Origin of the sequence: Sinomonas atrocyanea, assembly GCF_001577305.1 — a bacterium.
Taxonomy (GTDB): Bacteria; Actinomycetota; Actinomycetes; order Actinomycetales; family Micrococcaceae; genus Sinomonas; species Sinomonas atrocyanea.
Genome location: NZ_CP014518.1, coordinates 3,042,005 through 3,053,919 on the forward strand (window position 1 = coordinate 3,042,005; position 11,915 = coordinate 3,053,919).

The window sequence follows — 11,915 nt, forward strand, 5'->3', positions numbered from 1 at the left end:
CCACGTAGCCTAGGGGACGTGCAGCACCGTGACCGCGTGGCGATGATCTCCCTCCACACGTCCCCCCTGGAGCAGCCGGGCGCTGGGGACGCGGGCGGGATGAACGTCTATGTCGCCCAGCTCGCGCGCTCCCTGGCCGCCGGCGGCGTGGGGGTGGACATCTACACCCGGGCCACTGCCCCGGGCCAGCCGGCCACGGTGGACCTCGCTCCGGGCGCGCGTGTGCACCATCTGGCCGCGGGGCCGCAACGCCGCCTGGCCAAGGAGCAGATGCCCCCGCTCGTGGAGGAGTTCGCCGCGGCGATGCTCGCGAGGATCATGGACGCGGCGGCCGCCGGGCAGCCGCGTCCGCGGATCGTGCACAGCCACTACTGGGTCTCGGGCCTCGCGGGCCTCGAGGTGGCGGGCGCCCTGGGCGTTCCGCTCGTGCACACGATGCACACGATGGCCCGGGTCAAGAACCAGCACCTAGCCGCCGGCGACGTGCCCGAGCCGAGCAACCGCGAGCGCGGCGAGCAGCGGCTGGCGGACGAGGCGGCCCGCTTCACGGCCAACACCTCGGCCGAGCGGGACGAGCTGGTCCGCCACTACGACGTGGACGACGACCGCATCGACGTGGTCTCCCCCGGGGTGGACCTGGGCGTGTTCCGCCCGGCGTTCCGGGGCCGGTCCCGCAGCGCCCGCGGGGTCGGCGCCGAGGAGTTCCATGTGCTCTTCGCCGGCAGGATCCAGCGGCTCAAGGGCCCGCAGGTCCTCGTCGCGGCGGCGGCGGAGCTCCGGCGCCGCCGTCCGGACATCCCCTTGCGCGTCTCCATCATCGGTGCCCCGAGCGGCTCGGCGGGGCTCGATCTCGACCTGCTCGCGCAGAGCGAGGGCCTGCGCGGCGTGGTCCACCGCCTCCCGCCCGTGCCCGCGGAGGAACTGGCCGAGTGGTTCCGGTCAGCGGACGCGGTGGCGATGCCGAGCTTCTCAGAGTCGTTCGGGCTCGTGGCGCTGGAGGCGCAGGCCTGCGGGACGCCAGTGGTCGCGGCACGGGTGGGCGGGCTGACCCAGGCCGTGTGCGACGGCCGGACGGGCTTCCTCGTGGACGGCCATGAGCCGTCGGCGTGGGCGGCGGTCCTCGAGCAGCTGCACGACGACCCGGAGACCCGCGGCGACCTCGGCCGCGCGGCCTCGATCTACGCCGAGCGCTTCGGCTGGGAGCAGACCGCCGAGGGCACCCGCGCCGCCTACCGCGCGGCGCTCCACGAACTGGCGGGCCTCCGCCTCCCCTGACCGCGGCGTCGCCCGGAGGAGCGGGCACGCGGACGACGGCGCGTGGCCGCCTTCGCGACATCCGGCACCGGAGGCTCCACCCGCCGTCGTGCCTCCCACCCGGCTACGGCACCCGAGGGGCGACCTCACGCACCGCGGGGTGACCTCGCGCGCCCGCCGCCCCACCTCGGCGGTTCGCGGGTAGGGTGGCGCCATGACCGCCACGGCACCGTCGCCCAGCGCCAGCCCGGACTCGAGCGCCACGGGCGCCCTCGTCCGCTCGGACCTCGAGATCGCCCGGGCCGCGACGCTCAGGCCCATCGTCGAGATCGCCGCAGCGGCGGGGATCCCGGAGGACGCGCTCGAGCTCTACGGGCGGTACAAGGCCAAGATCGACCTCTCCCGGCTGGGCGCCGAGGACCGCCACGGACAGGTCGTGCTCGTCACGGCGATCTCCCCCACCCCGGCCGGCGAGGGCAAGTCGACCCTCACGGTCGGCCTCGCGGACGCCCTCGCCCGCGCGGGGAAGCGGACCATGATCGCCATCCGCGAGCCGAGCCTCGGCCCCATCCTCGGCATGAAGGGCGGCGCGACGGGCGGCGGCCTGTCCCAGGTGCTGCCCATGGAGGACATCAACCTCCACTTCACCGGCGACTTCCACGCCATCACGGCCGCGAACAACGCCCTGTGCGCCCTGATCGACAACCACATCTTCCAGGGCAACGCCCTGGACATCGACCCGCGCCGCGTCACGTTCAAGCGCGTCATGGACATGAACGACCGTGCCCTGCGCAGCATCGTGATCGGCCTCGGCGGCCCGGCCCAAGGCGTGCCGCGCGAGGCCGGGTTCGACATCACCGTGGCCTCCGAGGTCATGGCAGTGTTCTGCCTCGCCTCCTCGGCGGCGGACCTCAAGGAGCGCCTGGGCCGCATCACGTTCGGCTACACCTACGGCCGCAGGCCCCTCACGGTCGCGGACCTCGGCGCCGCCGGGGTGATGGCCATGCTCCTCAAGGATGCGATCAAGCCCAACCTCGTCCAGACCATCGCCGGCACCCCGGCGCTGGTCCACGGCGGCCCGTTCGCGAACATCGCCCACGGCTGCAACTCGGCCCTCGCGACCACGACGGCGCGCCGCCTCGCCGACGTGGTGGTCACCGAGGCCGGGTTCGGGGCGGACCTCGGGGCCGAGAAGTTCATGGACATCAAGGCCCGCTACGCGGACGTGGCGCCCTCCGCGGTCGTGGTGGTCGCGACCGTGCGGGCGCTCAAGATGCACGGCGGCGTGCCCAAGGACGCGCTCACCGAACCCAACGTGGAGGCGCTCGAGCGCGGCTTCGTGAACCTCGCCCGGCATGTGGAGAACGTGCGGAAGTTCGGCCTCGAGCCCGTGGTGGCGGTCAATCGGTTCGGGACGGACGCGCCCGAGGAGCTCGACGCCGTCGTGCGCCTGTGCCGCGGGGCCGGCGTCCGTGTCGCGGTGGCGGACGTGTGGGGCCGCGGCGGCGGGGGCGACGGCGGCGACGACCTCGCGCGGGAGGTGCTCGCCGTGCTCGAGGCGCCGGGGACGCTCAGGCACCTCTATCCGCTCGAGATGGGCGTCGAGGAGAAGATCGGCACGGTGGTGCGCGAGGTCTACCGCGGCGCCGGCGTCGAGTTCTCCGACCAGGCGCGGCGGACGCTGCAGCAGATCCACGAGAACGGCTGGGACGGCCTGCCGGTGTGCATGGCCAAGACGCAGTACTCGTTCTCCGACGACCCGTCGCTGCTCGGCGCGCCGGAGGGCTTCACGGTGCACGTGCGCGAGCTGTGGCCGCGCACGGGCGCCGGGTTCATCGTCGCCGTGACGGGCTCGCTCATGACCATGCCGGGTCTGCCGAAGCAGCCGGCCGCGCTGCGCATGGACCTCGACGACGAGGGCCAGGTCACCGGCCTCTTCTGAAGGGCCCCGAGCGGGGCCCGCCCGAAAGCGCGGTCAGCTCCGCGAGAACCATCGCGGGCCGAGGAGGCCCTCGAGCCGGACGCGGCGCTCGGGGCACAGCACGCCGCCGTGGTCCGCCCGCCGCTGGGCCTCGATCCACAGGCCGAGGCGCGCCTCGTCGGGCTCCTTCGCGGTGCGCTCGGGCACCCGGCCGCACTCCTCCACGAACGCCTCGAGCCGGCCGAGCAGGGCCGCGAACTCGTTGTCGTCCAGCTGCCTCGGCTCCTCGATTCCTGCGATCTGCCTCGACAGGATCCGCCACATCGCGTTGTCCACTTCGCCCCCCATGACGCTGTGATTCCCATGCGGGACCAATTTTACATGTAAAATCCGAAAAATGCTGCCAATGAGCACGAGCCCCCGGGTCCGAGGGAGCGCCCCCCACGAAGTCCATACAACGCTCCCTCGGCCCCGCGGGCTCAATTTCTAAAAATAGTGGGGATATGTCTATTCGCGCCACCAAGAGAGTGTGAAGGCACCCCGCTATCCAATGTTCCCGCCCTGGAGGAAGGAGGCCCCATGAAGCTGGGTGAGCTTGCCGCGCGGACCGGGACCCCGGCCGCGACCATCAAGTTCTACCTCCGCGAGGGCCTCCTGCCCGCCGGGAGGGCCGTCAACGCCACGCTGGCCGACTACGGCGACCCGCACGTGCGCCGGCTCGGCACGATCCGGGTGCTCCGCAAGGGCCTCGGGCTCAGCGTGGCGACGGTGCGGGCCATCGTGGACCTCATCGAGGGCGGCGAGGACCGCATCGAGGTGATGAAGGCCCTCCGGTCCGTGGTCCTGGGGCTGGGCACGCCGCAACCGGGACGCACCGAAGCAGCCAGCAGGGTGGTCCGCGAGCGCGGCTGGCCGGACGTCCCGACGGCGGCGCGGGCGGCGCTGGACGACCATCTCGAGGCCATGGAGCGTCTGGGCGCGCCGGTGTCGGAGCGCGTGCTCAGCGCCTACGCGGAGGCCGCGGACCTCATCGCCGCCGCGGACGTTGCGGATGTGGACGGCGCCGGGGACCTCGAGGATCTCGTCTCCCGCGCGGCCGTCGGGATGCACATGAACCGCCAGCTCGTGCTGCGCCTCGTGGCTCTCGCGCAGACGAGCCGCTCGATCCTGCACTACGGGCCGACCATGTCCGGGCCGAGCCGCCTCGCGCCGCCCGCACCCGACCACGACTAGAGGCGGGCGGACGACGCCGGGTGCCTGCCCGGCGTCGTCCGCCCGCCTCGGGTGCCACTCGCCCGAGGCATCCGCCCCGGGCGCGCCGCCTAGCGCTCGAGCTCGCCGCGGATGAACGCCTCGACGTCGGCGCGGGCCACGTCGTCGGCCTTCTGCACCGGCGGGGACTTCATGAAGTAGGCGCTCGGGGAGGTGAGCGGGCCGCCGATGCCCCGGTCGAGGGCGATCTTCGCCGCGCGGACGGCGTCGATGATCACGCCGGCGGAGTTGGGCGAGTCCCACACTTCGAGCTTGTACTCGAGCGAGACGGGCGCGTCGCCGAAGTTGCGGCCCTCGAGGCGGACGAACGCCCACTTGCGGTCGTCGAGCCACTGGACGTAGTCGGACGGGCCGATGTGGACGTCGCGCTCGGCGAGCTCGGCCTCGACGTTGGAGGTCACGGCCTGGGTCTTGGAGATCTTCTTGGACTGGAGCCGCTCGCGCTCGAGCATGTTCTTGAAGTCCATGTTGCCGCCCACGTTGAGCTGGTAGGTGCGGTCCACGGTGACGCCGCGGTCCTCGAACAGCTTGGCGAGGACGCGGTGGGTGATGGTGGCGCCGATCTGGCTCTTGATGTCGTCGCCCACGATCGGCACGCCCGCCGCGCGGAACTTCTCGGCCCACTCGGGGGTGCCGGCGATGAAGACGGGCAGGGCGTTGACGAAGGCCACGCCCGCGTCGATGGCGCACTGGGCGTAGAACTTCGCGGCCTTCTCCGAGCCCACGGGGAGGTAGCAGACCATGACGTCGACCTGCGCCTCGCGCAGGGCGGCGACCACGTCGACCGGCTCCTCGTGGGACTCCTCGATCGTTTCGAGGTAGTACTTGCCGAGGCCGTCGAGCGTGTGGCCGCGCTGGACCGTCACGCCGGTCGGGGGGATGTCGGCGATCTTGATGGTGTTGTTCTCGCTCGCGCCGATCGCGTCGGCGAGGTCGAACCCGACCTTCTTGCCGTCCACGTCGAACGCCGCGACGAACTCGAGGTCGCTGACGTGGTAGTCGCCGAACTCGACGTGCATGAGGCCGGGGACGGTGTCCGCCGGGTCGGCGTCGCGGTAGTAGTGCACCCCCTGGACGAGGGAGGCTGCGCAGTTGCCCACGCCCACGATGGCTACTCGGATCTTCTTCTCTGGCACGGTACTCCTCATCGCGTAGACCGGCGGAGCCGGTCCACGGGCTCCGCTGCTCGGCTCATCCTATCCGCGTGGCACTCCCCCGCCCGCTGCCCGGTCCCTAGACTGGCGGAATGGGACGCAAGAAGAACAAGAAGTGGTCAGAGCTCAGCGGCGGCCAGCGCTTCGGCGTCGTCCTGGGCGCCCTCGTGCAGTTCGCGCTCCAGGGCGCGGCGCTGCGGGACCTCGCGAAGCGGCCGAAGGACCAGGTCAACGGCCCGAAGGCGGCGTGGGCCGCGGCGAGCTTCATCAATACGATCGGCCCGATCGCGTACTTCCTCCTGGGCCGCAAGCACAGCCCGGCGCCGGCGGCGAAGGGCTCCGGGACGAGCGCGGCCTCCTCGGGCCTGAAGACGTCGATGGGGGTCTCGATCGGCAAGAAGCTCGGCTGAGCCCCCTTCCGTAGACCGGCGCACGACGCCGGGGGCGCACCGCGCGCTCCCGGCGTGGCCCGGCGTGGCCGGTGCGCCCGGGCCGGTTAGGCCCCCTGCGGCGCCCGCACCGTGAGGGCCCCCTGGTCGACGCGCGCGGTGAACACCCTGCCCTGGCCGAGGTGGTCGCCGTCGAGCTGGATGTCGTGCGGGTGCGCGCTGGCGAGCCGGACGCGCTTGCCCTCGAAGTGCCCGAGGTCGGGCGGGGAGTGGCGGCGGAACCTGCTCAGGAGCGCCCCCACCACGCGGAACCAGCCGCGGAAGCCGCTGGGGGCCACGGCGAGGACGTTGAGGATGCCGTCGTCCACCTTGGCCCCGGGGAAGACCTCGACGTTGCCCTGGATGCGGCCGCAGTTGCCGACCATGACCCCGCGCTGGCGCCGGTCCATCGCGAGCTGGCCGTCCACGTCGACCCGGATGCGGTGGGACTCGCCCACGATGTTCTGGGCGGCCGAGACCACGTAGGCGAACCAGCCGGCCTTGGCCTTGAGGTCGTCGTCGGTGTTGGCCATGACGGTCGCGTCGAGGCCGAGGCCGGCCATGACCACGAAGGCGAGCTCGTCGCCGTCGTCCATCTTGGCCCAGGCCACGTCGATGCGCCGCTCCGCGCCGCCCATGGCGGTGTCCAGGGCGCGCTCGGGGTCGTCGATCGGCAGCCCGAGGTTGCGGGCCAGCAGGTTCCCAGTGCCGAGCGGGACCACCCCGAGCGGCGTCCCGGTGCCGGCGAGCGCCCCTGCGGCGGCGCGCACGGTGCCGTCCCCGCCGGCCACCACCACGAGCTCCGCGCCCTTGTCGAGGGCCTCCCGGGCCATCCCCGCGCCCGGGTCCTCGACGGTGGTCTCGAGCACGAGCGGTTCCGCCCCGCGCGCGGCGCAGCGGGCACGGAAGGACTCCACGACCGCCTCCGCGCCCTGCTTGACGGGATTCACGATCAGCGCCTCCACGGGGCCCCCTCATCCTCTGCGTTGTCTGGGGTCCAACGTTACCGAACCGTTCCCCGGTAAAGATGCGGCAACGGAGTGCCGCGCGCCGTGACCCGGCGCGGCTGGCGTGCTACTACAGAGGCAGCTTGGCTTCCACCGCAAGCGGAAAAACCGATCATGCTCGCACCATCTAGGGAGTTGACATGGGATTTTTCGGGTTCCTCATCCTCGGACTCATCGCTGGGGCCATCGCCAAGGCCATCCTGCCGGGCAGGCAGGGCGGCGGCTGGCTCGTGACCCTTCTGCTCGGCGTCGTCGGTGCCATCCTCGGGGGCTGGATTGGGGGGCTGATCTTCGGCGGCAACACGCTGGGCAGCTTCTTCGAGATCCGGACCTGGGTGACCGCGATCGTCGGATCGCTCATCGTCCTGCTCATCTGGGGGGCGCTCGCCAAGCGCCGGGCCTGACCCCCCGCCCCTCCCCTTCTGAAGGTCACCTCCTGAGAGTCACCTTCTGAAGGGCATCTTCTGGGAGTCACCTCCTGTAGGTCATTGTCAGGACTTTGACCTTCAGGAGGTGACTTTCAGGTTTCTGGGGGGGACGACGCCGGCCGCCCGCCTCGTGCGCCCGCGCTCACCCCATCTGGGAGTCACCTTCTGCGAGTCCTTCTGAAGGGCACCTTCTGGGAGTCACCTCCTGTAGGTCATTGTCAGGACTTTGACCTCCAGGAGGTGACTTTCAGATTTTTTGGGGGGACGACGCCGGCCGCCCGCCTCGTGCGCCCGCGCTCACCCCATCTGGGAGTCACCTTCTGCGCGTCCTTCTGAAGGGCACCTTCTGGGAGTCACCTCCTGGGGGTCACCTTCTGAAGGGCACCTCCTGCGAGCCTTTGTCAGGACTTTGACCTTCAGGAGGTGACTTTCAGATGGTTGGTGGGGTGTGCACTCAGTCGGGCCTGCCACGTCGGGCTGCGGACCGGAGGCTGTCCAGCTCCCGCCGCAGCCGCGCGTTCTCGTCCTCGAGCTCGAGCACGAGCCGGATGCCCTCGATGGTGAGGCCCGCCTCGACGAGGTCGGCGATCCGGCCCAGCCGCTCGACGTCGTCCTCGCTGTAGCGGCGCGTGCCGCCGTCGGTGCGGGAGGGCGTCAGCAGGCCCTTGCGCTCGTACAGGCGCAGGCTCGAGAGGGCCATGCCGGAGAGCTCGGCCGCCACCGAGATCGCGTACACGCCCTCCGAGGAGCGCCGCTCGCGTGCCATGCCGCTTTCCTTCCGACAACCCCTTGATCTCTTCCTTCCGAAATACTATATCTGTGTCTGTAGAGGCAGATCCAAGGGTGATCGCCCTACAGAGGAAGTCTTTGGCAATCCGATATCGAACATCTGGAGGTGGCAGAGATGCTGATGCGAACCGATCCATTCCGTGAGCTCGACCGCCTGACGGAGCAGGTCTTCGGTACCGCATCCAGGCCCACGACCATGCCGATGGAGGCCTGGCGCGAGGACGGCGAGTTCGTGGTGGAGTTCGACCTGCCGGGCGTGGACCCGGAGACGATCGACGTCGACGTCGAGCGCAACGTCCTAGCTGTCCGCGCAGAGCGGAAGTCGCACCGGCCGGACGGCGCGGAGGTGGTCGCGGCGGAGCGCCCGTCCGGCACGTTCGGCCGCGAGCTGATCCTCGGCGACGCCCTGGACACCGGGAAGGTCACCGCGAGCTACGCCGACGGCGTGCTGACGCTGCGCATCCCCGTGGCCGAGGAGGCGAAGCCGCGCAAGATCGCGGTCTCCACGAAGTCGTCGAAGAGGGAGATCGCGGCCTGAGGGACCGCCGCCCCGGCCGGGCAGGCAGCCCGGCCGGGGCCCGCGGCCTCCACCGTGCGGAGGCTGCCATGCGCGCGAGGGACTTCTACGAGGTGCTCGGAGTGGACCGGACGGCGAGCCGGGAGGAGATCCGCGCGGCGTACCGGCGGCTCGTCCGCGAACTGCATCCCGACGGCGTCGGCCCGGACGGGTGCGGGACCGGCTCCGACAGTGACCGCGAACGGCTCAGGGAGGTGATGGACGCGTACGCAGTGCTCGGCCGCGAGGACCGCCGGGCCGCCTACGACGCAGCGCTGGCGCGCGCCGAGACCGCCCTGTGGGCCCAGCCGCCGCCGCGCCGCCCCGTGTGGCTCGCTCCCAGGACGCCGATGGACGAGCCGCTGAGGGAGGAGGACCTCCTGTGGTTCCTCTTCCGCTGGTTCCGCTGAGCCGGAGCCCGTTGATCCATTGCCTGTGAAGGAGGGGCCGTGAGCCCAGAGCAGAGCAGCGGCTGGCGCCGCTACGACACCACGCTGTTCCCCGTGTTCCACGAGAGGTTCGAGGAGAAGTGGGGCGAGGGGACGGCCCCGTTCCTGGACCCCAGCGTGTTCGAGAACGACCAGCCACGGCCGCGCGCCCAGTGGATCAATGTGGACACGGGAGCGGCGGTCGCCGTCGTGCCGGTGTGGGAGGACGATCCCACGGCGCGCTCGTTCGCCGTGTTCTATCTGCCTCCCTCCGGGGGCATCTGGGTGCTGCGGCCCCCGGGCCTGTCGAGCTACATCGAGGCCGTGGCCAACGGCACCGCGGCGAGCAAGGACGCGGTGGCCCTGCGCAACGACTCGTTCCACAAGGCGGTGGCGCACGCGGAGGCCTTCATCTTCGGCACCTGACGCGCTGCGGCCGGCCTCTGCCGTCATCTGGAGCTTCTTCTCCTACGCTAGCGGTGACTGAAGCGCCATCCACAGCGGAGAAGGACCGATTATGACCAGGACCCATCGCATCGCGGTCATCGCAGGTGACGGCATCGGGCAGGAGGTGGTGCCCGAGGGCGTGCGCGCGCTGGAGGCCGCCGCCGAGGCCTACGGCTTCGAGCTGAGGACCACGGAGTTCGACTACGCGAGTGCGGACTACTACCTCAAGCACGGCACGATGCTCCCCGACGGCTGGTTCGAGCAGCTGAGCGCCTACGACGCGATCTTCTTCGGAGCCGTCGGCTGGCCCGAGGTCGTGCCGGACCATGTGTCGCTCTGGGGCAGCCTCATCCAGTTCCGCCGGCACTTCGACCAGTATGTCAACCTCCGGCCGGTCAAGCTGCTCGAAGGAATGAAGAGCCCGCTCGCGGGCCGCTCCCCGGGGGACGTCGACTTCTACGTGGTCCGGGAGAACACCGAAGGAGAATACTCGAGCATCGGCGGGAAGATGTTCGAGGGCACCGACCGCGAGACGGTCATCCAGGAGACCGTGATGACGCGCACCGGGGTGGACCGCGTCCTCACGTACGCGTTCGAGCTGGCCCAGCGCCGACCGCGCAGGCACCTGACCTCCGCCACGAAGAGCAACGGCATCTCCATCACCATGCCCTACTGGGACGAGCGCGTCGAGGAGATGGGCCGCCGGTACCCGGAGGTCGACGTGGACAAGTTCCACATCGACATCCTGGCCGCCAACTTCGTCCTCCACCCGGACTGGTTCGACGTAGTCGTGGGCAGCAACCTCTTCGGGGACATCCTCTCCGACCTCGGCCCGGCCTGCACCGGAACCATCGGGATCGCTCCGAGCGCCAACATCAATCCCGAGCGCCGCTTCCCGAGCCTGTTCGAGCCCGTGCACGGCTCCGCCCCGGACATCGCGGGAAGGGGCATCGCCAACCCCGTCGGCCAGATCTGGAGCGCCGCCCTGATGCTCGAGCACCTCGGCGAGCGCGAGGCCGCCGCCGGGATCCAGCGCGCCTTCGAGAAGGTCCTGGCCGGCAGCCCGCGCGAGGTGCTGACCCCGGACCTCGGCGGCGACGGGTCCACCCAGTCGCTCGGCAAGGCGGTAGCGGACGGGATCCTCGCCGGAGCCTCCCCGCAGGCCTGAGCGGCCCACGGCCTGGGAATTCCCCCGCCGGGCACAAGCGAAAGGGCGCGGGGAGGACGGTGTCCGTCCTCCCCGCGCCCTTCCAGGTCAGCCGAGGTCAGGGCCTGCGGCCCTCGTCGAAGCCATCGGTCTCGATGTGCTCCTTGGCGACCTCCTCGTTCACGGTCTCCTCGCCGGTGCGGGTCTCGGTGCCGAGGCGGACCCGCTCGACGGGCACGGTCTCCTTGTCGACCACGGGGCGCTCCTCGTGGAGGGTCACCTCGTGCTCCTCCTCCGAGAGGTCGGGACCGTCCAGGGCGGCGCCCCGGTTCTCGTCCGTGATCGGCTCGCGCTCCACGCGCACCTCTTCCCGCTGGACCGGGACGGTCTTGGTGACGTTCTCCGTGGTGACGTACTTGCGGAGCCGGGCGCGGCCGACTTCCTGCCGCTCGGTGCCCACGTTGAGCCGCTCCTCGGAGCGGGTCATCGCATCGTCCGTGGCGGGCCCCGAGGTGTCGCGGCCCACGGTGCCGGTGCCGGAGACCTCGCTGGCGTTCTCGGTCCGCTCCGTGTCGGTGCCTGCCAGGCCCGCCGATTCGCCGGTGCCGCCGTAGGCCGCGCCGCCCTCGCCGTAGACCGAGCCGGTCTGCGTGCCCGCGGTGTCCCGGACGCCCTGGGCTGCGCCGTTGGAGCGCCCGTAGTGCTTGTACAGCCGGTCCTCCTCGCCGGGCTCGAGATGCCCGTCGGGATCGACGTGCGGCGCGTCCTTCACCTGGTCCTTCGTGTACGGGACCACGAGGTCCTCGCCCCGCACGTCCGCCCCGTCGAGGGGAACGAAGGACTCCCTCGTGCCGAAGAGTCCGGTCTTGACCGTGACCCACGTGGGCTGGTTCGTCTCGTCGTCGACGTAGAGCTCGCCGATCCCGCCGATCTTCTCCCCGTCCTGTCCGATGACGTCTCCGCCGCCGCGTCCGAGGGTGTCGATGTTCTCGCGTGTGACCATGGTGGTTCTCCTTCAGGCCATTGGAATGTGCATTCTGGAGCGCCCCCGCTTCTTGAGGACCCGGGCCGCCGCAGCGGCCGC

The 11,915-nt window shown here is 71.2% G+C and carries 14 protein-coding genes; 9 read left to right on the forward strand and 5 right to left on the reverse strand.

Annotation, left to right across the window (positions count from 1 at the left end; translation table 11 throughout):
* Positions 1–42: 42 nt before the first annotated feature.
* Both mshA and SA2016_RS13995 read left to right on the forward strand, forming a co-directional pair.
* Complete coding sequence (gene mshA, locus SA2016_RS13990; protein ID WP_066502586.1) at positions 43–1,275, forward strand: D-inositol-3-phosphate glycosyltransferase; 1,233 nt, start codon at positions 43–45, stop codon at positions 1,273–1,275.
* Between the two features lie 193 nt (positions 1,276–1,468).
* On the forward strand, positions 1,469–3,196 hold the full coding sequence (locus tag SA2016_RS13995) for a formate--tetrahydrofolate ligase (RefSeq protein WP_066499156.1): 1,728 nt from the start codon (positions 1,469–1,471) through the stop codon (positions 3,194–3,196).
* 33 nt (positions 3,197–3,229) lie between these two features.
* Here the strand turns inward: SA2016_RS13995 and SA2016_RS14000 are convergent, their stop codons facing one another.
* On the reverse strand, positions 3,230–3,523 hold the full coding sequence (locus SA2016_RS14000) for a helicase associated domain-containing protein (RefSeq protein WP_141305388.1): 294 nt from the start codon (positions 3,521–3,523) through the stop codon (positions 3,230–3,232).
* A gap of 231 nt (positions 3,524–3,754) precedes the next feature.
* On the opposite strand from SA2016_RS14000, the gene SA2016_RS14005 reads away from it, so the two are divergent.
* Positions 3,755–4,408, forward strand: a complete 654-nt coding sequence (locus SA2016_RS14005; protein WP_066499161.1) for a MerR family transcriptional regulator — start codon at positions 3,755–3,757, stop codon at positions 4,406–4,408.
* Positions 4,409–4,497: 89 nt separating this feature from the next.
* Here the strand turns inward: SA2016_RS14005 and SA2016_RS14010 are convergent, their stop codons facing one another.
* Positions 4,498–5,583, reverse strand: a complete 1,086-nt coding sequence (locus SA2016_RS14010; protein ID WP_244932792.1) for an inositol-3-phosphate synthase — start codon at positions 5,581–5,583, stop codon at positions 4,498–4,500.
* A 110-nt stretch (positions 5,584–5,693) separates the two neighbouring features.
* Here SA2016_RS14010 and SA2016_RS14015 point away from each other — a divergent pair, with 110 nt between their 5' ends.
* Positions 5,694–6,011 (forward strand): PLD nuclease N-terminal domain-containing protein, encoded by a 318-nt coding sequence (locus tag SA2016_RS14015; protein WP_084249534.1) that lies wholly within the window; start codon positions 5,694–5,696, stop codon positions 6,009–6,011.
* Between the two features lie 86 nt (positions 6,012–6,097).
* Here the strand turns inward: SA2016_RS14015 and SA2016_RS14020 are convergent, their stop codons facing one another.
* Positions 6,098–6,994 (reverse strand): diacylglycerol/lipid kinase family protein, encoded by an 897-nt coding sequence (locus tag SA2016_RS14020; RefSeq protein ID WP_066499165.1) that lies wholly within the window; start codon positions 6,992–6,994, stop codon positions 6,098–6,100.
* A 182-nt stretch (positions 6,995–7,176) separates the two neighbouring features.
* On the opposite strand from SA2016_RS14020, the gene SA2016_RS14025 reads away from it, so the two are divergent.
* The gene (locus tag SA2016_RS14025; RefSeq protein ID WP_066499166.1) at positions 7,177–7,440 is read left to right on the forward strand and encodes a GlsB/YeaQ/YmgE family stress response membrane protein; all 264 of its coding nucleotides are present in this window, start codon (positions 7,177–7,179) and stop codon (positions 7,438–7,440) included.
* 478 nt (positions 7,441–7,918) lie between these two features.
* Here SA2016_RS14025 and SA2016_RS14030 read toward each other — a convergent pair whose 3' ends face one another.
* Entirely contained in the window at positions 7,919–8,230 is a 312-nt protein-coding gene (locus SA2016_RS14030; RefSeq protein WP_066499168.1) for a MerR family transcriptional regulator, read from the reverse strand.
* 138 nt (positions 8,231–8,368) lie between these two features.
* Here SA2016_RS14030 and SA2016_RS14035 point away from each other — a divergent pair, with 138 nt between their 5' ends.
* From SA2016_RS14035 to SA2016_RS14050, 4 genes are all read left to right on the forward strand, one after another.
* Positions 8,369–8,791 (forward strand): Hsp20/alpha crystallin family protein, encoded by a 423-nt coding sequence (locus SA2016_RS14035; RefSeq protein ID WP_066499169.1) that lies wholly within the window; start codon positions 8,369–8,371, stop codon positions 8,789–8,791.
* A gap of 68 nt (positions 8,792–8,859) precedes the next feature.
* Positions 8,860–9,219, forward strand: a complete 360-nt coding sequence (locus tag SA2016_RS14040; protein ID WP_066499171.1) for a J domain-containing protein — start codon at positions 8,860–8,862, stop codon at positions 9,217–9,219.
* Between the two features lie 39 nt (positions 9,220–9,258).
* Positions 9,259–9,663, forward strand: coding sequence for a hypothetical protein (locus tag SA2016_RS14045; RefSeq protein WP_066499173.1), 405 nt, complete (start codon positions 9,259–9,261; stop codon positions 9,661–9,663).
* A 91-nt stretch (positions 9,664–9,754) separates the two neighbouring features.
* On the forward strand, positions 9,755–10,852 hold the full coding sequence (locus SA2016_RS14050) for a tartrate dehydrogenase (RefSeq protein ID WP_066499174.1): 1,098 nt from the start codon (positions 9,755–9,757) through the stop codon (positions 10,850–10,852).
* Positions 10,853–10,949: 97 nt separating this feature from the next.
* Here the strand turns inward: SA2016_RS14050 and SA2016_RS14055 are convergent, their stop codons facing one another.
* The gene (locus tag SA2016_RS14055; protein WP_066499175.1) at positions 10,950–11,834 is read right to left on the reverse strand and encodes a DUF2382 domain-containing protein; all 885 of its coding nucleotides are present in this window, start codon (positions 11,832–11,834) and stop codon (positions 10,950–10,952) included.
* Positions 11,835–11,915: the final 81 nt, after the last annotated feature.

What these genes read in the sequence shown, in the direction of transcription:
- SA2016_RS14005 (WP_066499161.1), top strand. Translation starts at nt 3,755, where the DNA reads ATGAAGCTGGGTGAGCTTGCCGCGCGGACCGGGACCCCGGCCGCGACC.
- SA2016_RS14050 (WP_066499174.1), top strand. Translation starts at nt 9,755, where the DNA reads ATGACCAGGACCCATCGCATCGCGGTCATCGCAGGTGACGGCATCGGG.
- SA2016_RS14040 (WP_066499171.1), top strand. Translation starts at nt 8,860, where the DNA reads ATGCGCGCGAGGGACTTCTACGAGGTGCTCGGAGTGGACCGGACGGCG.
- SA2016_RS14000 (WP_141305388.1), bottom strand. Translation starts at nt 3,523, where the DNA reads ATGGGGGGCGAAGTGGACAACGCGATGTGGCGGATCCTGTCGAGGCAG.
- SA2016_RS14035 (WP_066499169.1), top strand. Translation starts at nt 8,369, where the DNA reads ATGCTGATGCGAACCGATCCATTCCGTGAGCTCGACCGCCTGACGGAG.
- SA2016_RS14055 (WP_066499175.1), bottom strand. Translation starts at nt 11,834, where the DNA reads ATGGTCACACGCGAGAACATCGACACCCTCGGACGCGGCGGCGGAGAC.
- mshA (WP_066502586.1), top strand. Translation starts at nt 43, where the DNA reads ATGATCTCCCTCCACACGTCCCCCCTGGAGCAGCCGGGCGCTGGGGAC.
- SA2016_RS13995 (WP_066499156.1), top strand. Translation starts at nt 1,469, where the DNA reads ATGACCGCCACGGCACCGTCGCCCAGCGCCAGCCCGGACTCGAGCGCC.
- SA2016_RS14025 (WP_066499166.1), top strand. Translation starts at nt 7,177, where the DNA reads ATGGGATTTTTCGGGTTCCTCATCCTCGGACTCATCGCTGGGGCCATC.
- SA2016_RS14030 (WP_066499168.1), bottom strand. Translation starts at nt 8,230, where the DNA reads ATGGCACGCGAGCGGCGCTCCTCGGAGGGCGTGTACGCGATCTCGGTG.
- SA2016_RS14015 (WP_084249534.1), top strand. Translation starts at nt 5,694, where the DNA reads ATGGGACGCAAGAAGAACAAGAAGTGGTCAGAGCTCAGCGGCGGCCAG.